General features: G+C 45.6%; 17 protein-coding genes, 2 tRNA genes and 1 pseudogene. 5 read left to right on the plus strand and 15 right to left on the minus strand.

What is annotated here, in order from left to right; translation table 11 throughout:
- Positions 1-29 precede the first annotated feature (29 nt).
- From TOL_RS09120 to TOL_RS09130, 3 genes are all read right to left on the minus strand, one after another.
- On the minus strand, positions 30-980 hold the full coding sequence (locus TOL_RS09120; protein ID WP_015487031.1) for a hypothetical protein: 951 nt from the start codon (positions 978-980) through the stop codon (positions 30-32).
- 67 nt (positions 981-1,047) lie between these two features.
- Positions 1,048-3,972, minus strand: a complete 2,925-nt coding sequence (locus tag TOL_RS09125; protein WP_015487032.1) for a hypothetical protein — start codon at positions 3,970-3,972, stop codon at positions 1,048-1,050.
- Positions 3,973-4,118: 146 nt separating this feature from the next.
- A complete protein-coding gene (locus TOL_RS09130) occupies positions 4,119-6,296 on the minus strand; it encodes a malate synthase G (protein WP_015487033.1) in 2,178 nt (725 codons plus the stop codon).
- Between the two features lie 268 nt (positions 6,297-6,564).
- Between TOL_RS09130 and TOL_RS09135 the strand changes: the two genes are divergently transcribed.
- A complete protein-coding gene (locus tag TOL_RS09135; protein ID WP_015487034.1) occupies positions 6,565-6,777 on the plus strand; it encodes a hypothetical protein in 213 nt (70 codons plus the stop codon).
- A 90-nt stretch (positions 6,778-6,867) separates the two neighbouring features.
- Here TOL_RS09135 and TOL_RS09140 read toward each other — a convergent pair whose 3' ends face one another.
- Positions 6,868-9,816: a hypothetical protein gene (locus tag TOL_RS09140; protein WP_015487035.1), complete on the minus strand. Its 2,949-nt coding sequence runs from the start codon at positions 9,814-9,816 to the stop codon at positions 6,868-6,870.
- A 180-nt stretch (positions 9,817-9,996) separates the two neighbouring features.
- Here TOL_RS09140 and TOL_RS09145 point away from each other — a divergent pair, with 180 nt between their 5' ends.
- Positions 9,997-10,833, plus strand: coding sequence for a 6-carboxytetrahydropterin synthase (locus TOL_RS09145; protein WP_015487037.1), 837 nt, complete (start codon positions 9,997-9,999; stop codon positions 10,831-10,833).
- A gap of 89 nt (positions 10,834-10,922) precedes the next feature.
- On the opposite strand, the gene TOL_RS09150 is transcribed toward TOL_RS09145, so the two are convergent.
- Positions 10,923-11,486, minus strand: a complete 564-nt coding sequence (locus TOL_RS09150; RefSeq protein ID WP_015487038.1) for a DedA family protein — start codon at positions 11,484-11,486, stop codon at positions 10,923-10,925.
- A 255-nt stretch (positions 11,487-11,741) separates the two neighbouring features.
- Between TOL_RS09150 and purB the strand changes: the two genes are divergently transcribed.
- The 3 genes from purB to TOL_RS18335 all read left to right on the plus strand — a co-directional run bounded on the left by purB (position 11,742) and on the right by TOL_RS18335 (position 15,286).
- Positions 11,742-13,109, plus strand: coding sequence for an adenylosuccinate lyase (gene purB, locus TOL_RS09155; RefSeq protein ID WP_015487039.1), 1,368 nt, complete (start codon positions 11,742-11,744; stop codon positions 13,107-13,109).
- Between the two features lie 97 nt (positions 13,110-13,206).
- Positions 13,207-14,394 (plus strand): cupin domain-containing protein, encoded by a 1,188-nt coding sequence (locus TOL_RS09160; RefSeq protein ID WP_015487040.1) that lies wholly within the window; start codon positions 13,207-13,209, stop codon positions 14,392-14,394.
- Positions 14,375-15,286: a GNAT family N-acetyltransferase gene (locus TOL_RS18335; RefSeq protein WP_015487041.1), complete on the plus strand. Its 912-nt coding sequence runs from the start codon at positions 14,375-14,377 to the stop codon at positions 15,284-15,286. Before TOL_RS09160 ends, TOL_RS18335 begins: the two co-directional genes overlap by 20 nt.
- On the opposite strand, the gene TOL_RS09170 is transcribed toward TOL_RS18335, so the two are convergent.
- From TOL_RS09170 to TOL_RS09210, 10 genes and pseudogenes are all read right to left on the minus strand, one after another.
- Positions 15,283-15,726 carry a DUF3429 domain-containing protein gene (locus tag TOL_RS09170; protein ID WP_015487042.1) on the minus strand — a complete coding sequence of 148 codons (444 nt, stop codon included), beginning with the start codon at positions 15,724-15,726 and terminating at the stop codon, positions 15,283-15,285. The two genes, TOL_RS18335 and TOL_RS09170, sit on opposite strands and share 4 nt — an antisense overlap.
- Positions 15,727-15,837: 111 nt before the next feature.
- The gene (gene kdsB / locus TOL_RS09175) at positions 15,838-16,602 is read right to left on the minus strand and encodes a 3-deoxy-manno-octulosonate cytidylyltransferase (protein ID WP_015487043.1); all 765 of its coding nucleotides are present in this window, start codon (positions 16,600-16,602) and stop codon (positions 15,838-15,840) included.
- A 5-nt stretch (positions 16,603-16,607) separates the two neighbouring features.
- Complete coding sequence (locus tag TOL_RS09180; RefSeq protein ID WP_015487044.1) at positions 16,608-17,615, minus strand: NAD-dependent epimerase; 1,008 nt, start codon at positions 17,613-17,615, stop codon at positions 16,608-16,610.
- Positions 17,612-18,172, minus strand: a complete 561-nt coding sequence (locus tag TOL_RS09185) for a KdsC family phosphatase (RefSeq protein ID WP_015487045.1) — start codon at positions 18,170-18,172, stop codon at positions 17,612-17,614. The genes TOL_RS09180 and TOL_RS09185 overlap by 4 nt, the downstream gene beginning before the upstream one ends.
- Before the next feature lie 137 nt (positions 18,173-18,309).
- Positions 18,310-18,385, minus strand: a tRNA-Glu gene (locus TOL_RS09190).
- A 23-nt stretch (positions 18,386-18,408) separates the two neighbouring features.
- Positions 18,409-18,484 (minus strand) — tRNA-Ala (locus tag TOL_RS09195).
- A gap of 170 nt (positions 18,485-18,654) precedes the next feature.
- Positions 18,655-20,169 (minus strand): glutamate--tRNA ligase, encoded by a 1,515-nt coding sequence (gltX, locus tag TOL_RS09200; RefSeq protein ID WP_015487046.1) that lies wholly within the window; start codon positions 20,167-20,169, stop codon positions 18,655-18,657.
- 111 nt (positions 20,170-20,280) lie between these two features.
- Positions 20,281-20,679, minus strand: coding sequence for a CZB domain-containing protein (locus TOL_RS19305; RefSeq protein ID WP_231848020.1), 399 nt, complete (start codon positions 20,677-20,679; stop codon positions 20,281-20,283).
- A gap of 15 nt (positions 20,680-20,694) precedes the next feature.
- Positions 20,695-21,327 (minus strand): annotated as a pseudogene (locus TOL_RS19420) (methyl-accepting chemotaxis protein); the annotation flags it as partial.
- A gap of 269 nt (positions 21,328-21,596) precedes the next feature.
- Positions 21,597-22,220: a hypothetical protein gene (locus tag TOL_RS09210; RefSeq protein ID WP_015487048.1), complete on the minus strand. Its 624-nt coding sequence runs from the start codon at positions 22,218-22,220 to the stop codon at positions 21,597-21,599.
- Positions 22,221-22,264: the final 44 nt, after the last annotated feature.

Raw genomic sequence — 22,264 nt, forward strand, 5'->3', positions numbered from 1 at the left:
GCCTCATGTCTGAGTATTAAACGACAGCCCTACCAAGGCAAGCTAACACCGAGAGTTACTTCGGCATCACGAGCGTAATGAATACGCCGATCATCAGAAATCACATCAAGCTGAAAGTAGCGATTATGAACATGCAGACCGAATTGATTGGTGCTGTATATCGATGCACCAAGATCAATTTTATCCAACGACCAAAACTTAGCGAGACTCAAACGCTCATAACGACCATGCATGGTCCCTGCGAGAGCTAATCCTAGTGGTTGGTAAATAAGTCTTGCTTTGCTGGTGACAGGGATGGTCTCAACTAACCTCTCTTGACCAGATCGACCGGAAGCTGAGCTACTGCTGGTGCACACTGTTTCGTCAACACTACCGAGGTTAACACACCCTTTATTAAAAGCTGCATCCTCGAACACCCAGCGATTAAACAAATCATTGAATTCGTAATCCACTGCCCATTGATCAGTAATTTGCCAATCACCAGCAATAGACAAACTCACCCCAGTACCTTCCGGCACATCGGCTTTATAGTTTAGAACCTTATCTTCATCAAAGTATGAATTGAGCTCTACTGAAACATTACGCCCCGTACCATCAAATGACACACCGTTTAATTGACCAAACTGAAAATGACCAACTTTATAAACAGCCAACTTTGGTGTCATCTGCCAGCGCTCGCCTTCAAATCGATGGCCAAAGCGCAATCCTTGAGCCTCTAGGACTTTAGCACTGAGCTCTATTTGATCTTGGGATGTACGCTCATTTCCTTGATCTAAATCTCGGTACCAAGCCGCCGTATCTGGGCTAAATGTCAAATAGTAATACCAACGAGTTTCTCGTTCTAATATCCAACTGTTTACATCAACACCAATCACTGCCGATGCGTTGGCATAGGCATAATCGCCGCTTTTGAAAGTACTATCCCAACCATCGATCATATCGCCAATTGGAACAGGCTCTGAGCTAGCTTCTACATCCAAGTAACTGTATATCCTACCGTCGGCATGGGCTATACAACTCGCACATAGAAACAGCCCAGCAGTGATATTAACTCTCACCAAGCATAATCCAAGTACCATCAACGTAACGAACGATATAAACACCCGGACGCTCTTCACGGATCGTTGCCATCAGCGAACCGCGATAGCGCAAATAGGCAACCGCCTCGCAATCATCGCCAGATACTAATTCATCGCGATTGTAGGCGCCGCACGCATTGTTGGTATCGCCAACGCTGTACTCAACACGAGATGTTGAAAGCAACCCTATCGACTCTGCAGCACCAAATAAGGTGACTCCGCTACGCAAAACAACCAGTGATCCCACCTCGATATTCACATTTGACGTTTCTGAATACTCAACAAGATAAGAAATATTAAAACTTTGGGCGTTAGCTCCCGTAGGGATATTCGATAAAATATAATCGTAGTCATAACCAAAGACTGTGGTTACTTCGAAATAATCTTTAACTTTACGAATTAATGACGTGTCTAAAATCGTCGGTGTCAGCTCTCGGTTTTCTACGTCAGTAACGTAATTCGCGGTCGCTGTTAAATACAATGCTCCAATCCCGAGCTGATAGGTGTTTTCTAATACACCATCGAAGGCAACTTCAACATCTTCTGCAAATGGAATAAGCAAACCATCAGCGTCCGTAGGCAACGTAATTTTGTAGCCCCCCTGAGCTGCCACTTCGTGATAGTCAAGTACGCCTCCCTCAAATTGCAACTGCAAGAAATCATCGAGATTAGTTATCCCTCCGACTCGGGTAATAGAACCACAAGCGAGTTCCTCTCGTGCGGTGATGTCAGCGGTATCGGACATAGTACAAATCTGGAGATTACTGGCGTCTAAGCTGGCGTTATATGGAAAGATCCTATAGCGTCCAATACTTCCGCCTGCAATGGCAATATCGATATATTCCGCCGTTTCAACAGTATCATCAGAAGTCGAGTCGGTAGCGCCTGTATCAGTCGTTACTTGTTCCGTCGAGCGGTAGAAAGTAGCTAAATCAGATACATTTGTAACCAGAGCACTTTCTGGGCGCTTAATGAAAAGATTACTGAATTCCGGCCACTTAGAATCGGCATAATAAACGTTTCCGTTTACAGTAGACGCCTCCATTATCAAGCTTGTGTAATTTTGTAGAGTAGACGTCCCTCCAGTACTATTGGAAATTTCGCCTAAATCCTCACCGCTAGATCGCAACCAAAAAACTACTGCTGTAGGGTTATAATGAACCTCAACTGCAGAATCATATGGGTCAGAAACGCCAAACAAGCTGGTCTCAAATAGAACTTCTACTTCATGGGGTTCATCATTAATGGCGACATTAAGTTTCACCGAAGGCCAAGCAACGTCTATACCGCCTGCCTCATCAGTAGAAAATGCTGGAGGCACTTCATAATGGCTATTGTAAATTAAACGGAAATGCGGACGCTCTTCAACATCGATCGAGTTAGTTGATGTATCGAACGTTACGTTAGTAGCATCCGTTGTAGCAGTTGCATTTAATGCTAAGAAGCCCTCGGTATAAACGTCAAATGCCAAATAGGTTGTAATTGAGTTTTCAACAATACTACCCGTGTCTAAAGCATCATAAGACAGGGTTAATGTACCGCTTATAGATACCGTCTTATCACTCGCAGAATATACTAGGGAACGACCATTAGTGGTCGTAGAACTAGCGCAGGTGGTCGAGCTATTGAGACAATCGAGATAATAAGAAATACCGTCACGAACATCTTGTAACACAGCGTCTAATTGTGGAGAAATAGCATTATAAACATTCGTGTAACCATCATAATAAAGCTCTAAAGAGTCAGCATAACCGCCATCAATAAAACTAACCTCATTCGGATTATCACCTTTAAAGTTCAAGAAACGTTTATTAAGGTCTGTAATAAATGTCTTTGATTTCTCCAAGCTGGTTTGCCAAGACGCGAGTGATTCTGGCACATCAATTTGGACAGCAGTTAATTCACCATCAATAAAACTAGCAGCACGATTACGCAACAAGGTACTTGCACGATCAGCTTCCGCAGGAACAATCGTGTTTACGGATTCTAGATAAGCAATGTTGGCGTCGAGTATGTCTGCAGCCGCTTCTGTTAACTCGTACAGTGACACTTCACTGCTCGCAGTATTTTTCTGGAAAATCTGACCTTGATTCAGCAGAAACTCTTCGAGAACTAAATTTACAGCTGCGTAATAATCAATATCACGATCCACAGCAAGTTTTTGCACAGCTGCCACATAAGCGCCGTACATTATCCCTTCTTCCAGCATTGAACTCGCCAGAGTTGTTTCGAATGCTAAACTCGCCGGGGAAATAGGAGTCGCCGAAATAATATCGCTAATACCAAACATTTCTGATACATGTAAATTAGCAATCTCGATAGAGTATTCCGAATAAAAACCCGTCTTCTCAGTATCGGTCGTGTTATCGCCATTAGCATCAATATAAACAGTGGTTGCGAGTGAGCTGGCCAAATCGGTAATCCAATTGATGTTCACCCGCATAGCTTCAAGTGACTCACCTACCGCCGCACGAATTTGATAATCCGTATCCAATGGCACATCACCCTTGTAGGCTACAGCACCGCAACCATCAACCAACTCACATTTGTAAGTAGTTCGTCCATCTTTGTTTTCAGCAATCAAAATAAGCGGCGCACCGACATAAGATGTTGCCAAGTTAACTTGATAAAACCCAGTGGTAAGCGAGCTGGTCGTTACTTGCCCCTTGAAGCTGACGTTGCCGTTGGCATCTACCTCGGTATCCGGCTGCCCCTCATAATCCAGAGGCACAGCATGCACCTTCGATAAGCTAATATCACTAGCGCCGACGTAACCAGTTAGAAATGTGTTGTCGTCGACAGTACCGCCTTTTGTTGAACTGGAATTACCACTACATGAGGTGACGAGAGCGGCGGCTAGGGCCAACAAGGTTAAGCGTGAGATTGATTTCATATTATTCTTTTACTCATTATGACTGAGTTCATTGTAACTATGCCTATGACACAGAATAGCGAATAGTGTTCTGTTTACGACGATTTTACATAAAAAAACCCGGCAGTTGCCGGGTTTTTGTCTAAGAAGGTCAAGAGCCTTACAAATTACTGCGCAGCTTTGAACTTTAGACGGTATGCATGTAGCAATGGCTCAGTGTAACCGCTAGGTTGCTCTTTGCCTTTAAATATCAAATCTGACGCAGCTTGGAAGGCAATACCATCAAAACCAGGCGCCATCGCAATGTAAGCTGGATCATTAGCATTCTGACCATCAACCACAACAGCCATACGCTTCAAGCCATCTTCAACTTGCGCACGAGTACAGATACCGTGCTCTAACCAGTTAGCGATGTGCTGAGAAGAGATACGCAGTGTCGCACGGTCTTCCATCAAACCTACGTTGTTGATATCAGGTACTTTTGAGCAACCAACACCTGCATCAACCCAGCGAACAACATAACCTAAGATACCTTGGCAGTTGTTGTCGATTTCTTTCTGAACCTGTTCAGCAGTCAATGCAGAGGCTTGTTCAGCAGTCATCAGTGGGATAGTCAAGATATCGTCGACAGACGCGTGTTCACGGCTCTTCAATTCATTTTGAACGGCAAATACATCAACCAAGTGATAATGCATTGCGTGCAAAGTAGCGGCTGTTGGTGATGGAACCCAAGCCGTGTTCGCACCCGCTTTAGGATGAACAATCTTCTGTTCCATCATTTGACCCATTTCATCTGGAATTGGCCACATGCCTTTACCGATCTGCGAACGACCTTGCAGGCCAGTTTCTAAACCTGTGTCAACGTTCCAGTTTTCGTAAGCATTGATCCAAGTCTGCTGCTTCATCGTGGTCTTAGGTACAAAAGGACCCGCCAACATTGAAGTATGGATTTCGTCACCAGTACGATCCAAGAAACCAGTATTAATGAACACTACGCGGTCTTTGGCGGCGCGGATACACTCTTTCAAGTTAACCGTGGTGCGACGCTCTTCATCCATAATGCCCACTTTCATAGTGAAGCGTGGCAAGCCAAGTGCGTCTTCGATACGGCCGAACAACTCGTTAGCAAATGCAACTTCTTCAGGACCGTGCATTTTTGGCTTAACGATGTTTACAGAGCCCGCAGTTGAGTTCTGGAATGGCGCATTGCCTTTCAAATCGTGAATAGCGATCAAAGTAGTGATCATGCCGTCCATGATACCTTCTGGAATTTCGCTACCGTCAGCAATCAAAATTGCAGGGTTAGTCATCAAGTGACCAACGTTACGGATGAACAGCATCGAGCGACCTTTCAGCTTAACGGTTTCACCGTTCAAGCCCATGTACTCGCGATCAGGGTTCATGGTACGAGTGAAAGTCTGGCCACCTTTAGAAACTTCTTCTGCCAAATCACCTTTCATTAAGCCCAGCCAGTTGCCATAAGTAACAACTTTATCTGCCGCATCTACCGCAGCAACTGAGTCTTCGCAATCCATGATGGTGGTTAAAGCCGCTTCCATCAATACGTCTTTAATACCCGCGGTATCAGTAGAACCAACAGGAGTAGAAGCGTCTACTTGAATTTCAAAATGCAGGCCATTGTTCTTCAATAAAATTGACGTAGGAGCAGCCATGTCGCCGTTAAAGCCAACTAGCTGAGAAGCGTCTTTCAAGCCAGTTGTTGAGCCGTCGGCTAATGTAACCACTAGCTTGCCTGCTTCAATTGCGTATTTGGTGCTACCAACGTGATCGCCCGACGCCAACGGCGCAGCATCATTTAAGAAGCCACGAGCATAAGCGATAACTTTATCACCACGTACTTTGTTGTAGCCTTTGCCTTTCTCAGCACCGTTCTCTTCAGAAATAACGTTCGTGCCGTACAGTGCATCGTATAGAGAGCCCCAACGCGCATTGGCAGCGTTCAGTGCAAAACGCGCATTCATAACAGGCACAACCAATTGAGGACCAGCCATTTGACCGATCTCAGGCTCTACACTTGCAGTTTCAGCTTCGAAAGCTGGGCCTTCAGGTAGCAAATAACCGATTTCTTGCAGGAACGCTTTGTATTCAGCGTGATTGTGCGGCTGCCCTTTACGTTCGGTGTGATAGGCGTCGATCTTAGCTTGAAGATCATCACGCTTAGCAAGCAAGGCTTTGTTTTTTGGCGCTAATTCGTTAACTAATACATCGAACTCAGACCAGAATTTCTCTGCATCGATACCAGTACCAGGAATTGCCTTGTCGTTTACGAAATCGTAAAGCTCACGAGCAACTTGAATGCCACCCTTCTGAACGTAATCAGTCATTGTTTCGCCTCAATCAAGGGGCTCGGATTTCAACCGAGCCACAGACCAATGTCACCCACTTATAAAGGTAGATAACGTGAAAATTTAAGGCTGCGGAGTATAACGCAAGTCATTCCGGACTGCTAATGGCTCGAGGCGGCCGTTGCTCTGGATTTTTATGCTGTGCCCCTTCTAGTTAACCACAATACAAATATACCTATACAAAACATATACAAAACTAATTCAGATATGATACAAGTAAATCTCAACTCAATCATGGAGATTGCACATGGCATCTAAAAAGCACCCCCAAGCGCAGCTAGAAGACCGCCGTACTCAACTACAAAAGGATATCGAAGCCTTTTTAGCAAAAGGTGGGCATATCGATCAGGTTGAAAGTGGTTTAAGTGGTGATAAGAGCGCCCCCGCTCACTCACTACAAGGTCAACGCCCGAATACTCAAGTAAGGATTCACAGCCCGATTTCTTATGGATCTTTCTAGTCCATCGAGATATTCGGCAAAACAAAAAGGGCCACTATCTGCTGATAGCGGCCCTTTTTATTTAAGGCTGTTTAGGTTTTAGTAAACGCGTTACAACAAACTTTCCCACGAGCCATCAATGTAGCGAATAATCCACACGCCACTCTCTTTGGCGATACGTCCATAAACGACATCGCGAAAGTTGAGATAAAAAACAGCATCATCTAAATTACGGGTCTCTCCATACTCGGCAACATTAGACGTCACGCAGCGGTCATAATTACCTTCTTGGTCGAGAACATAGCGATAAGGCTCAGAACCTAATTGGTAATCTAGGTTGGCATAAGCTGTTAGCTCACTGTCAACGCTACTCGTGGTGCCATCATCTAACGTGAGTGACACACCGTCTTTATATATGGCAACGCTTCCGTCCTCTCCGAATGCGGACTGGGTATTATAATTAACCAAAAGACGATCCAATTGCGACCCGGCACCAAGATACACATCATTTAGAGTTAATGATGAATAATCATGAGATAACGCTGCCGTTACATCAATTGAATCTGCAGTTGGAGCGCTTACCAAGACATCCAGCACGGTTCTTGGTTCAGAGGTGGACGTGCGTCCGTCGTATTCAAGAACCACCTCACTAGTAAACCGCGCTGTCGTCAATCCAAGTACTTCAGGATCATAAAGCTCACCGTCAAACGAAACTTCATCGGTCGACAAATCCGCTAAGGTCAAACAACCATTTTCATCCGGAGCATTTACGGGCCACTCAATGAAGTATGCACCGCGCCCTGGAACATCCAGACGAGCAAACACACCAATTTCCCAAAGGTCATTAATGGCTTGCTGCACATCACGTTCAGCATTAAGACGCTGACGAGGCTCGCAACTGACGACGCTCCATGCCGAACCCGTATTTTCTAGCAAACATTGCTCAAGATAATGAGTAGGGATCAATTCTTCGATGTCGCCATCTTTATCAATATCGCTCGTATCAGCGCGGTAAACGGTTGGATAAAAACGATAGCGATAAGATTCTGCCGACGGCACATAGTAATCGAGATACTCAATATCGTTTCCATTCAAGGTTTCATTGCCTAACTTATAAGAGGCTACAGCCGTTTCGACTTGCCCTTTCACATAAGTAGTCGAAGCCGTTGGATTAAAGAAACCATTGAATGACGCAAACTCGGATTCACCATAATAGGAATCTGCATTAGCACTACTAGCCGAGATGAAAACGGTAGTGATATTTTGATCATTATCACCGTCATCACCCACAACATCCGAAATTCTGCCGTTTAGAACAACAGTATCGATGTTGTAGTGCATAGACCCGGAGGTTTCAGGATCAGCGACACCGCGATAGAACAAACGGAACGAACCCGTTACTTCGTTCTCTGCGTCTGACGAAATTGTTGCAACATCATAAAGACTAAAATCAGACCAACGAATCTCATACCCTAAGATAGGGTTCGAGGCGCTATCAGCGGGTGCCGAAACGGCTTCCGTATAGTAAATACGCACGCCAGAGCTGGACGATATGTCATCGTTTGGATCGTCATTGGCATAGGTATTATCAACAATGAAACGTAAATCACCTTCGTTATAGGTACCTCGGATCAATATATCAATAGCTTTTGAGCTGGTTGGCGTTGTGTCAGCATCCGTGAGATTCACGTCAGCGACCATGTAGTTCACCGTAATCGCCCCACCATTCAGCGTTAACGTTGCCGTTGCTGCGTCATAGTTAGCATCGGTCAACCAAGTCCAACCTGAATCAAGCGCAGGGCAAGCACCATTCAAATAACAATCAACATAGAGTTCTTGTGTTTGACGGAAAGCCAGCACAATGGCGTCGAGATCATCGGCGTGAGCTTCGCCAATTGCTTTTAGCTGATCGGTATAGCTATCAATTTGGGCCTTATAACCGCTCTCAAAAAAAGTCTCTTGATAATCTCGCAGGATATCGACAAAGGCCTTAGTGCGCTGTAAACCAATAGTGAAATCGCTATAGTTAGTACCAAAAAGATTAGCGAGCGTATCTGGTGTCACCACCGTTAAGGTGTCCGCTGTAAACCCAGCCTGATCAGCCTCAAAACCACTGATCACTGAATCAACAAAACCCTGTACGGTGGCATTACTGACACTGATTGCAGCTAAGTTATCTTTGGCTAAGGTATACAAATCATCAAGACTCAGTGTTTGGCTTCCACCCATCTCAAACAATTGTCCATCGTTAGCGACTAAATCGGCGCCCACCGCGCTTGCATAAGTAGGTAAATCGGACGTTGGCGTGTAACTTAATTCTAAAGATTGCCAAGCAGCCAATAGTGCCCCGTAGCGAATACTATTGATTGCATCAACGGAGTTGGCTTTGCGCCAATCATTAAGTTGAGTTAAATCAGCCGGCTCAGCGGTCTGGATATTGGTAATTCCAAACAAACGGGAGACTTGAGATACCGATTGCTCAACAGAATAGGCTGAGTAATAGCCGGTATCTAACCAACCTCCATCTTGGGTGTCAGAACTAGCCTCACTATACACTTTCGCAAACGCCAATTGCGCCGCCAAATCAGTCAACGGAGTAACACGAACACGCTCTTTATTCGCCAACGAATAAGCAACGGCTCGCCATTCTGGGGTTGTTACCGGATTGTACGTTTCACCAAAAGCAACGCTAACATCACCGTAAGTACAACCGCTGGCCACTTGGCACTTACGAGACGTGGCAGCAACGTCCGCATCGGCATCAGCAACACGGCCAATAATATCGAAGTAGGATAACTCTTCAGCCAAGATAGCGACGGTCGCTTCCGCTTCGTTGTTGGAGGTGTAAGTAGTCGATACCAACTGCTTATCGCTATTTTCCGCCAACGCCCCAGCTTCAGTGACCGCAACATAACGAATCAAAGCATCAGAAAAGTCTTCCTGCCCGGCCTGAACATAGACATTAATAAAACTGCTACTTCTAGAACTGCCATTATCACTGCACCCTGCTAATAAAGCGGGAATCAACAACGCACTGCCTAATACTCGTAATTTCAACACACACATTTCCTTAACGACGGCCTGCCAACGGGGGTCTGACGGCCAACAAATGCCGCTATCATAGCAGGCTTTAAGCCGACCACTAGCCCGAACAACAAAAGACTAAGTAATGATTTGCAAGCAAAAGGTTCCCCGCGACCAATAATCCGATAAAATGCCGCCACACCTGAAGGGGGCTGTATGCATTTATTCGTAGACCAATTGACCAACGTCGATTTTAGCTATCTCGATCCACACCGAGGTCTCGTCGGAGAAACTTGGTGGGCTTCGGCTGTTTTAGAGGGCGCACTCGATGAACAAGGAATGGTTTGCGATTTTGGTATCGTAAAAAAAACCTTACGAAACTGGCTCGACTTAGAGCTAGACCATCGTCTTTTGATACCGGTTCGCTCCCCTGCTTTGCAGCACTGCTTGCATGACGACAAGATAACCTTAACTTGGCACTTCGGTCATGGTCAGCACTTAACCATGACAGCTCCGCAGCAAGCCGTTGCCTTGGTTGACGCAGAGGTAATCAATGACCTAACCGTCGCCGAATGGTCGATCACTCAGCTATCTTCTTCTTTTCCTGGAAGTATTGAGCAGTTATCACTCACGTTTGAAAACGAAAACATTCACGGTGCCAACTACCACTACAGTCATGGTCTTAAGAAGCATGATGGCAATTGTCAGCGAATAGCGCATGGTCATCGTTCCCGTATTGAAATATTTATTGATGGTGAACGTAATCCCAGCTTAGAACAGCACTGGGCCAACACTTGGGAAGACATTTATCTCGGAACGGTTGAAGATCTGTCGAATCAGACAGAAGAGCACCTGCACTTCCACTATCATGCACAACAGGGTGAATTCACCCTAAGCCTTCCTAAAGATTGTTGCTACCTGATGGATACGGATACGACCGTTGAGCTGATAGCCGCCCATCTAGCCCAAGAAATAAAGCGTGACCACCCTTCCGTCGAAGTCTGCGTAAGAGCATTCGAAGGTGTTAATAAAGGCGCAATGGTAGCACTGTAACAGCGCCTAGTGCGGTATTGCATGTATAAAAAAAGCATTCCTAGGAATGCTTTTTTTATACATGATTTTTATGAAGGTACGGAACGGTATTACACCGCACCTTCCATATTTTGTCGTAATCGCCACTGCCCCCAAAAGAAAGCGACCAAAGCGACAGGCACAAGCCACATTAGCCATTCATGCATCGAATCTGCAAATTGTTGACCAAGGAAAAAAGCTACAAAAAACAGCGCCGCAGCCCAAGCAACAATCGACAAGGCATTAGCAAATGAGAACGGCAGTAAAGGAACCCGAGCAATACCGCACGCAATATAACCAAAAGTTCTCAATCCTGGCATGCAACGAATTAATGCCAGCTGATGCCAAGGGGTTTGTTGCAAAGGTTGAATTTGGCGTTGAATCATAGGGCTCTGCAGGTGACGCGATAACCAAGGCCATGAATGAGCCAGGCGCCCCAAAAGATACAAAGCGGTGTCGCCAATAAACATACCGGCACAGACTGAGACAAAAGCAAGTTCAGGTGCCACGCGGCCACTTGCCGCCAACAACGCAGCACCAATAATCGCCAAATCTTCCAAGGCGAACGTCGATACAATAATGACAAGGACCAACCAATACGGGCTATCGGAGTAACCCAACAAACTATCTAGCATAGAATGTTACCTGTGTGCTTCCTATACAGAATCACCCGCGACAATAGGAATATGGCGGACAATCCAAAATTTTGACCGGCGATTGTAACAAAAGTGCCTTGTTTGCCTAGGCAAATTATTGTCAATAACATGCGATCACTTGAATTTGACAGAATTTCAATGAGGAAATTTACGATTCGGGGCTGAGAAAAGAGAAAAAATCCGGTAAAATCCTGCGCCTTCCTAATTCACCATTTGATCCCGTCGAGAGTATCCATGGAACTGTCTGCATTAACCGCAATATCTCCACTAGATGGCCGTTATGGCAGCAAAACAATACCGCTGCGCGCTATTTTCTCTGAATTCGGCCTTATTCGTGCCCGTGTTGAAGTTGAGATTCGCTGGTTGCAACGCTTGGCCGATCATCAAGGCATTGCTGAAGTCCCTGCATTTTCAGCAGCAACCAATGCGCAACTGAACGCTATCGTGAGTGAGTTCAGCGAAGACGACGCTCTACGCATTAAAAAGATTGAAGCAACCACCAACCATGACGTAAAGGCGGTTGAGTATTTCATTAAAGAAAAATTCGAAGGCAACGACGAACTTCAAGCTGTTACTGAATTCGTGCATTTTGCTTGTACTTCAGAAGATATCAACAATCTGTCTCATGGCTTGATGCTAAAAGCCGGCCGCGATGACGTTGTTGTTCCTATGATGAAAGAAGTCGCTAACGCCATTCGTAAGCTGGCTCACGACAACGCCGAATTGCCAATGCTATCACGTACACACGGCCAAACTGCGTCGCCAACGACCCTTGGTAAAGAGATGGCGAACGTCGTTGCTCGTTTAGAACGTCAAATTCGTCAGGTCGAGAATGTCGAAATCCTTGGCAAAATCAATGGTGCTGTCGGTAACTACAATGCTCACCTTTCAGCCTACCCAAGCATTGATTGGGCTGATAACGCGCAGGTATTTGTATCCTCATTGGGCTTAACCTTTAACCCATACACCACGCAAATTGAACCGCACGATTACATCGCTGAACTATTTGATGCGATGGCACGCTTCAACACTATCCTGCTTGATTTTGACCGCGACATTTGGAGCTACATCTCATTTGGTTACTTTAAACAACGTACGATTGCTGGCGAAGTTGGTTCTTCAACAATGCCGCATAAAGTTAACCCAATTGATTTCGAAAACTCGGAAGGCAACCTTGGCCTAGCCAATGCTGTATTCGCTCACATGGCGACCAAACTGCCTGTATCTCGCTGGCAGCGTGACCTTACCGACTCAACAGTTCTGCGTAATATGGGGGTTGGCATTGGTTATAGCCTATTAGCGTTCCAAGCCAGCCTTAAAGGTATCAGCAAGTTAGAAGTCAACGCTGCGCGTTTGGCAGAAGATCTGGATAAAGCTTGGGAAGTATTGGCTGAGCCCGTTCAAACGGTTATGCGTCGTTATGGTATCGAACAGCCATACGAAAAACTAAAAGCCTTCACTCGTGGCAAAGCGATTACGCGTGACGCTATGATCGAGTTCATTGAAACTCTAGAGTTACCGCAATCGGCAAAAGACGAGCTGAATGCCATGACCCCAGCAAGTTATGTAGGTAATGCCGCTGCGCAGGCGAAGGCCGTTTAACCAGTTGTTAAAATAACTGATGATGAAAGCCTCCACTTTGGAGGCTTTTTTTTAACTGACCGTTTTACCATCGATTCCATTCTATTGAGTGATGACTATGCATCTTCTTGGCAACCTAAGCATCGACGAGTTTCTGCGTGACTACTGGCAGCAGAAACCCGTGTTAATTCGCAATGCTTGGCCTAACTTTGAGCCACTATTAAGTGCGCAGGAACTCGCTGGATTAAGTCTTGAGGACGATATTGAGTCGCGCTTAATACTAGAACAAGGGCAAGATGGTCCGTGGGAAATTCGCAAAGGTCCATTCTCAGAGACAGATTATCGCTCACTCCCAAAAAGTCATTGGACCTTACTGATCCAAGCCATTGATCACTGGGTGCCGGAAGCCGCAGAGCTACTAGAGCATTTTCGCTTTATCCCGAGCTGGCGCATTGACGACCTAATGATTAGCTATGCAGTCGATGGCGGTAGCGTTGGCCCGCATTACGATCAATACGACGTATTTCTATTGCAAGCCGAAGGACAACGAGAATGGAGAATCGGTCAGCACTGTGACAGTAACTCACCAATTATTGGCAATACCCGCCTGCGTATTCTTAGCGAGTTTGAAGAAACCGAACGCTGGGTACTAAACCCCGGAGATATGCTGTATCTACCACCGCAACTCGCGCATTACGGCATTGCCCAAGGCGAGTGCATGACTTACTCCATCGGTTTTCGAGCACCATCGGTTAGCCAGTTGCTGGAAACAAGTCTTGATGTTGTGTTGCCAACCCTGACCGAAAACCAACGTTACTGCGATGCAGGAATTCAACCCGCTGTATCTGCATCTAGGATCGACCAGCAAGCAACTGAGCGCTTGGCAAATCTACTCACCTCTGAACTGCAAAAACCAGAAGTTCTTGCCAAAATTCTTGGACAGCTAATGACGGAACCCAAGTACAGCGAGCTTCTTCCAGAAGCGGAAAACGAAATCACCTGGGACGAATGGCTCGACACCGTTGAAGGCGAATCACTGCTACGCCACGAACACGCACGATTCGCCTACTTTACAGACGACAACCAGTGCCTATTCTTCAATCATGGCGAATGCACTGTTCTACCAAAGTCATGCACCCAACTGGTTGCCACTCTGGGGGATTATCGGCAGTATTCGATAGATCAATTGCAACATCTCGCACTCGACGATCAAGGAAAAAGTTTGCTGCTACAGCTTTGGGCTCAGCAAATGATCTACGTAGAAAGTGATACTCAAGGAGTTTTTGATGGAGATTGTAACGACTGACTGGAGTAAGCACCGCGATGCCTTGCGTGACATACGTCGCCGCGTCTTTATTGAGGAGCAAGGTGTACCTGAAGAGCTGGAGTGGGATGACGACGATCTAAAAGCCACCCACTTCATCGTCTATGATGGCAAACGTCCGGTGGCCTGTGCGCGACTGCTAAACAACGGACACTTTGGCCGCATGGCCGTATTACGCGAACACCGTCAACAACACTGGGGAAGTCGCCTTCTGAGAGCGATAGAACAACACGCTCGCAGCCATCTACCCGTAAAGCAGATCAAAGCAAACGTACAGACTCATGCATTTGGCTTTTACCATCGCAATGGGTTCACCGCAAATCCGGAGTTTTTTCTAGATGCCGGTATTCCACATTTGCCGATGCACAAGGCAATTGGATCACCACACCAAACGACAACACTCACACCCAAAATCGATTCAGAACGATACCAACTGAATGATTTACTCTCAATTTCTAGCTGGCTACAAATTGCACTACAAGGCGGCCCTGTTCGAGTTTTTTTACTGATCGAAGATCTCACCCATCCTTTATGGTCGGATACCACACTCCTCAATGCCATAAATCGGTACCTAAGAGCGTCCCGCCAACGACAGGTTGAGATCATTTTGCGAGCCGAACACGGTTCACAGTCGTCTCATCCGCTCATTAAATTACAACAACGATTAAGCAGCCGCATAAATATTAAAGTAAATAGCACCATAAAACACAGCCAAGTATTACTAGAATCTTGGGGTTGGCTTACCCTAATGGATGAAAATAAAGGCTTTGCCTCAATGTCGGATACCGCACGGACTCGACACTATGTCGAAAGAGCAAAAACGCTTTTGCAACAAGCAACACCACTAAAAGAAGGTCGGCGCCTAATGATTTAGGCGCTTGGTAAAATACCACTTGAAATGCTAAACACAATCGCTTCACAAATAACAACAACTAAGGTTAATGACCAGCGTAGGCGTTTATAACGATACGAATAAACACGGCGAATAATTGCACGCATTTCTAGCCACAACAAAATAATAAAGCCCAATGAAAACAAGCCAGTCGCAAAAACTAGCGGTACAAAATACGCGCATAATCCTAATAAAAAAACACCAATAGCGGCCACGAGCGTCGTATTATCTTTCGCACCGTATTCATCGGTAATTCCTTGCGCCATACCCCAGCAACTACCGGACATAAAGGCCAAAATAGCAAAAGAATACAAGCGAAATAGCGGCTCAGCGTAATCGACCCCCAAATACAGTGAAGCAGTCGTTGCGACAAAAGGCAGCAAGCCAGCAGCACCAAGCTTTTCTGTTAAAGATAACGCCATCGAGAACTCCTTGATAATAATAAAATCTAAAATCAGACCTTCAGTGTAGAATAACATTCAAAAAAAAAGCCACTTTTACAGTGGCTTTGATAGCAAGCATGAATAATTAAATTACAACGCCAGTAGCAATTTAGTTACACGCTCCACATCTGCGGGGGTATCAATACCGTGCCCCGGTGCCTGTTCAATAACCGACATATGGATTTTAGTGCCATACCAGAGTGCCCGTAACTGCTCTAACGACTCCGTTAGCTCTAATGCACAAGGCTCCATAGTCTGATAAGCCTTAAGAAACGACACTCGATAACCGTACATACCAATATGACGCAACACCGGCATACGACTCGTCAATGTATCGCGTGATTGTTTGTATAAGTCGCGATCCCAAGGAATCGGAGCACGACTAAAGGTCATAGCAAATTGGCGCTGATCCAGAACCACTTTCACGGCATTGGGATCAAATGCTTCTTCCACATCGTGAATAGGAGTACACACAGAACTCATACCCGCTTCCGGATTATCTAATAAACCCTTCGCTGTTAGTTCGATTAATTCACGTGGAATTAGCGGCTCATCCCCTTGTAGATTAACGATGACCACATCGTCAGCCCAGCCTTTGATGAGTGCAACTTCGGCAATGCGTTCAGTACCATTTTCATGATCCAGTGAGGTCATCACTACCTCGGCACCAAATGCTTCTGCGGCCAATTTAATGCGCTCATCATCCGTTGCAATCACTACCTCTGAAACACCCGCTGCCAACGCACGTTCATATACATGCTGAATCATTGGCTTACCAGCCAAATCAATTAATGGCTTACCCGGCAGTCGGCTTGATGCATAACGAGCTGGAATAACAATTTTATAATCCGACATGAATGTTAAACCTTATAAAATTCGTGATACCAACGAACAAATTTTTCTAACCCCACTTCTAGTGACGTGTTAGGCGCAAAATCCACATCGGCAATTAAATCATCAACATTGGCATACGTCGCCAACACATCACCTGGCTGCATATCGAGGTAACGCTTATCGGCAGTTTTCCCCAGCACCTTCTCAATAGTCTCAATAAAGGTACCAAGTTCAACAGTATTATGATTACCAATGTTGTAAATTTTATAGGGCGCAGAGCTGCGACTGGTATCTCCAGACTCTGGTGACCAGCCTTCAACGCCAGTAGGAATTTTATTTGCAATACGTGTAACACCTTCAACAATATCGTCGATATAGGTGAAGTCGCGTTGCATTTTTCCGTGGTTATAAACGTCGATGGTTTTACCTTCTAAAATAGCCTTAGTAAAACTAAAGTACGCCATATCAGGACGCCCCCAAGGTCCGTATACCGTAAAGAACCGCAAGCCGGTTGTCGGTAGACCATACAAGTGCGAATACGTATGAGCCATTAACTCATTGGATTTTTTTGTTGCCGCGTACAAAGATACCGGATGATCCACGCGGTCTGATGTACTGTATGGAATATCGGTATTTAATCCATAAACGGAACTAGAGGATGCGTAAACCAGATGCTCGATATTATTATGGCGACACGCTTCTAGAATATTAACAAAACCCACTAAGTTACTTTCTACATATGCGTGCGGATTAGTAATTGAGTAACGCACACCCGCCTGAGCGGCTAAATGTACAACACGATCAAATTGATGCTCTGCAAATACAGCATTAACCGCTTGAGTATCGCCCAATTCAACTTGCTTAAATTCAAACTGAGGCAAGGCATTCAACCACGCCAAGCGGCCATATTTTAAATTAACGTCGTAGTAATCGTTTAGATTGTCGATACCAACAACTTCATGACCTTGTTCGATAAAACGCTGACTGGTAAATGCACCAATAAAACCAGCGGCACCAGTAACTAATATTTTCACGATTTTAATTCCTCAAATTCTGGCAACATGGCCTTAATATAGGCTTCTTCTAGGGGCATGCGACTGGCTAATATAATATCGGCAACTTCGCGCGCGACGCCCTTTCCGCCCTCAGCATCGGTAATTAAATCCGAATGCTCACGTACCATCCAAAATGCATCTTTAGGAGCAATGCTTAATCCAACACGACGCATGACTTTTAAATCAATAACATCATCACCGACGTAGCAGACCTCACCAGAATCGATCAGCAGCTCATCCATCAATTGAGACAGAACAGCCCACTTATCTTTAGTGCCTGGAAAAAAATGCGTAATGCCGAGATCCTCTACCCGCTTTTGTAACGGCGCAGAACTTTTAGCGGAAATAATGGCAGTGATAATGTCGTATTGATTCAGCAGTTTAATGCCAACGCCGTCTTTGACATTGAAGTGTTTGACCTCTTCACCAGAAGCCGAATACGTTAACGTTCCGTCAGTCAATACGCCATCTACATCGAACACCACCATACGAACAGCCCGTGCTTTTTCTTTAATCGCGTTCGGGATGTGCACCATGATACCGATTCCATTAAATTGAAAAGGCGATATTGTACCGATTAACCGTCAAAAGTGTGAGTTGTTGTCGCGGATAAAAATAATAAATTTATAGGGTAAAGCAGAAAAATCGGAAGGATTTATAGCGATAATTTCGTTGGTATCCCCAAGGGGATTCGAACCCCTGTTACCGCCGTGAAAGGGCGGTGTCCTAGGCCTCTAGACGATGGGGACACAAGGACGAACAGATACGTTTTTGGTGGAGCCTAGCGGGATCGAACCGCTGACCTCAACACTGCCAGTGTTGCGCTCTCCCAGCTGAGCTAAGGCCCCGTCTCAAAACGTGGGCGTATCTTACTTACGCCCCCTAACACTGTCAACAAGAACTTAGAGAAATATTTCTCTAAAACAAGGACTTACGAGACATTGGTTATCTGTAGCCCGCTTGACCAAAAACCAAACGAGCATTTGCCCTAATATGCGTCGTAACTACCGACAAGAAATTACTCTTGCGCAGCAACAGGCTCAGCCGCCATTGCCGCAAGGTAACCTTGGTAATCCTTTTCCATCTTCTTTAGCTTTTTCTTACCGACTTCGCCGATAACACCCAGAGCATGACGGACACGCGCACGACTCATGTCTGGGCCTAAAATAACCATGCTATCCAACACTGAAATCGTCGCGGAAGTTCCCGCAATGGCGATAAAGAATGGGAATAAGAAATCACGAATCTTAATATCCATTTGCTTAGCCAAGCCAAACAAAGCGGCTTCGATCTCTGCAGGCTCCCAATGGCGAATGCTTTCTAACTGCCACAAACCAAATTGCAGTACATTTAGCAGACGCTCTTCATCATAGGCTTTATGCTCAAATTGAGCAGCCGTCAACGGCGTTAGCCCTGCTAAGAAATGCCCGGCTAGTGGTACCACATCAGAGAAGACTTCTACACGCGGCTGAATATGCGGAATGATTGGGATCAAACGTTCAGGACGTAATCCCCACGCAGCAAAGCGTTGTGCAAAGGTTTCTGCATCCAACTCGCGTAGCCATAGGCTATTTACCCAGCGTAATTTCTCCATATCAAATACGGGGCCACCCAACGACACGCGTTGAATATCGAAATGACTAAACATCTCGTCACGGCTGAATTTTTCACGTTCGTCAGGCATAGACCAACCCATGCGGCCAAGGTAATTCAGTACCGCTTCCGGCATAAAGCCCATACGCTCGTAGAACATAATTGAGGTCGGATTCTTACGTTTACTCAGCTTACTTTTATCTGGATTACGCAACAGAGGCATATGACAGATAGTCGGCATTTCCCAGCCAAAATATTCGTACAGCAATTTATGCTTAGGCGCGGAACTGATCCATTCCTCGCCCCGAATCACATGCGTAATCGCCATCAAGTGATCATCAACGACGTTGGCTAGATGATAGGTTGGCATACCATCAGACTTCATTAGAATCTGAGCATCAACCTGTGACCATTCCACTTCAATACTGCCGCGCAACATGTCATTGATAACACACACGCCCTCTTCTGGTACACGCATACGGATTACATAAGGGGCACCTGCGGCTTCACGGCGAGCCACTTCCTCTGCTGGCAATTCTAAATGCGATGCTTTCAGAGCCGAGTTAGTACCATCCTGCTGCAACTGTGAACGAATGGCATCCAATTCTTCAGCGGTACGGTAACAACGGAATGCATAACCAGAAGCCAACAATTGCTCCACATGCTCAACATAAATGTCTTTGCGTTCGCTTTGACGATAAGGACCGTACTGACCACCAACATCCGGGCCTTCAGACCACTCAATTCCCAGCCAACGCAGACTATCCAGAATTGCTTGCTCAGACTCTGGAGTGCTACGAACTTGATCGGTATCTTCGATACGTAGAATGAATTCACCACCATGCTGACGAGCAAATGCAAGATTGAATAGCGCTATGTAGGCAGTGCCAACATGAGGATCGCCAGTAGGAGATGGTGCAACGCGGGTACGAACCGTCATAAGGAATCTCTATTTCAGATACGAATAAACAAAAGTGGGCACGATTATAGAGAAATCGCACCCACTTAGCACCGCATCCGAACAACCTCAGACGAGAAAATAGTCTTAGCATTAGTTTTTAGCGTTAATTTCTCGTTCCATTTCAGAAAGGATACGAATGACTTGGGTGCTAGCAGACTCCATACGCTCAAGCTCTTTCAACATTTTTTCGCGATCCTGATCTTTGAAGGCAGCCATCGCCCTAAAGCCCGAATCGTGCACTTGCCGATGAGGCTCATCCAATCGGGCAAAGCTAGCAAGATGGCTGTAGCGCTGCTTCCCCTCACCTTCGATATACCACTTACCCAGGCGACAATGAGTATGATCTGCAAGAGATTCACATACCTGTGGTTTATTTTGCCAAATGCATTGATATACCTGAGCTTTCCAAACGACATGATCCAACTTTGCAGTTTCAATAAAACTTTCACTCGCGGTATGAGAGAAACTATTGGAAACATGGCGTGACACATCCCCTATTGCATTGATGTGCTCAGAAACCAAACGTACTTCATCAGATAAAGCAGCCCCGTGATCCCCCACGGCTCCAATACCTTCAGACACCCTGTCGACTTCGCTACCCACGGTTGAAATCAAACTTCCGATCTCAGCCGTCGCTTCTGCTGTTCGTTGAGCAAGCGTGCGTACTTCGTCTGCAACAACGGCAAAACCACGCCCTTGTTCACCTGCTCGTGCCGCTTCAATCGCAGCATTCAAAGCCAACAAGTTAGTTTGTTCTGAAATGCCTTGAATTAAACCGACAAAATTCTCAATACCCGACGCGACATTCTTTAGACCACTAACAGCCTCGGAGGCATCCGCAGATTTATCACGGATATCCGTCAATTGACTGGCAAGATTCGCCAGCGTACCTCTGATATCTGAGACCTTAGCAACGGAAGCATCAACTTGTGCATTTTCTCCTGCGAGACGCGCCGCAGAGGCTGCCATTGTGTTACGAATATCGTCCACAGTAACCGAAGAAGAAAACCATAGCTTTTGCAATGAGGTCGTATATTGCAGCTGCTCTAAACTATATTGACTGCGCATATCCGCTACAATTTTGATTTTGCGCAGAACTTCATTCTCTCGTTCCAACATTTCAAGACGACGACGCATCGCCTCAGTTTCGGCCAACGATGGCCCTCGTTCTTTTTGTTTGAAAAACACCGATACCCCCAAACCACCAAATTCGAGCACTAAATTCCCGTGGCAGACGCCAACCCATATGTGAATTAACTATAGTTGATACTTGTAAAGTAGCCAGATAGCACACGCCACAGATCTGCCGAAAATAGAATTCTGAGAGGAAACAAAAAGGCCAAGGCATGCAAGCCTTGGCCTCTTCGGAACAACGACGCGACAATGTCGCATCCCATTGTTTAATTTTAAGATTGGCGAATTTGAAATTGCGCACCAATGCGTTCAGCTTCTTCAGCCGCGCGTTCTCGAACTTGTTCGGGATCTGTATAGAGCGTATTGATTAGAGACAATTGAATAGACTGTGCTTTTTCAATCGACATTTCTTTATTGCTAACACGATCTGGCATTTGTCGTAGTATCGCCTCAGCAAGCTTTATGCGAACACTGTCGTCCGTTGCTTTGTTTAACGCTTCCATCTGCTTGTTAAAGCGCAATAAGTTAACTAAACGCACAAGTTCTAGATCGGGAGTTTCATGTCGCGATGCAACGCCATTCAAAATAATCCATTCCGGAGAAGATACATATTCCGGGCGTTCTGTTAAGGGAGCAACGACAGGTTCCAATTCAACGGCAGCAATTGCCGCAGTTTCTGCAACCATTTGCATTTTAATAATATCTTTAGCGTCCATTTTAGACAGCTCTTCTTTCGAGTACGTCGTAGTTGTTGGTACGTTATAGTCAGCTGAAGCCACAACAGTATTTTTAACCGTCGTACTATCAGGTGTTAACCAAACAACAACACCGACAGCTGCTATGGTAAGTAATGAGCAAGCTATACCAACACGAATGGCTGTATTTTTATTATTCATCGCCTATTCCTCTAATGAATTAAAAATGGCCGAGAGCAAACACT

Origin of the sequence: Thalassolituus oleivorans MIL-1, assembly GCF_000355675.1 — a bacterium.
GTDB lineage: Bacteria > Pseudomonadota > Gammaproteobacteria > Pseudomonadales > Oceanobacteraceae > Thalassolituus > Thalassolituus oleivorans.

What these genes read in the sequence shown, in the direction of transcription:
- TOL_RS09185 (WP_015487045.1), bottom strand. Translation starts at nt 18,172, where the DNA reads ATGGTGCACATCCCGAACGCGATTAAAGAAAAAGCACGGGCTGTTCGT.
- TOL_RS09145 (WP_015487037.1), top strand. Translation starts at nt 9,997, where the DNA reads ATGCATTTATTCGTAGACCAATTGACCAACGTCGATTTTAGCTATCTC.
- TOL_RS18335 (WP_015487041.1), top strand. Translation starts at nt 14,375, where the DNA reads ATGGAGATTGTAACGACTGACTGGAGTAAGCACCGCGATGCCTTGCGT.
- TOL_RS09170 (WP_015487042.1), bottom strand. Translation starts at nt 15,726, where the DNA reads ATGGCGTTATCTTTAACAGAAAAGCTTGGTGCTGCTGGCTTGCTGCCT.
- TOL_RS09135 (WP_015487034.1), top strand. Translation starts at nt 6,565, where the DNA reads ATGGCATCTAAAAAGCACCCCCAAGCGCAGCTAGAAGACCGCCGTACT.
- TOL_RS09160 (WP_015487040.1), top strand. Translation starts at nt 13,207, where the DNA reads ATGCATCTTCTTGGCAACCTAAGCATCGACGAGTTTCTGCGTGACTAC.
- purB (WP_015487039.1), top strand. Translation starts at nt 11,742, where the DNA reads ATGGAACTGTCTGCATTAACCGCAATATCTCCACTAGATGGCCGTTAT.
- TOL_RS09125 (WP_015487032.1), bottom strand. Translation starts at nt 3,972, where the DNA reads ATGAAATCAATCTCACGCTTAACCTTGTTGGCCCTAGCCGCCGCTCTC.
- gltX (WP_015487046.1), bottom strand. Translation starts at nt 20,169, where the DNA reads ATGACGGTTCGTACCCGCGTTGCACCATCTCCTACTGGCGATCCTCAT.
- TOL_RS09130 (WP_015487033.1), bottom strand. Translation starts at nt 6,296, where the DNA reads ATGACTGATTACGTTCAGAAGGGTGGCATTCAAGTTGCTCGTGAGCTT.
- kdsB (WP_015487043.1), bottom strand. Translation starts at nt 16,602, where the DNA reads ATGTCGGATTATAAAATTGTTATTCCAGCTCGTTATGCATCAAGCCGA.
- TOL_RS09150 (WP_015487038.1), bottom strand. Translation starts at nt 11,486, where the DNA reads ATGCTAGATAGTTTGTTGGGTTACTCCGATAGCCCGTATTGGTTGGTC.
- TOL_RS09210 (WP_015487048.1), bottom strand. Translation starts at nt 22,220, where the DNA reads ATGAATAATAAAAATACAGCCATTCGTGTTGGTATAGCTTGCTCATTA.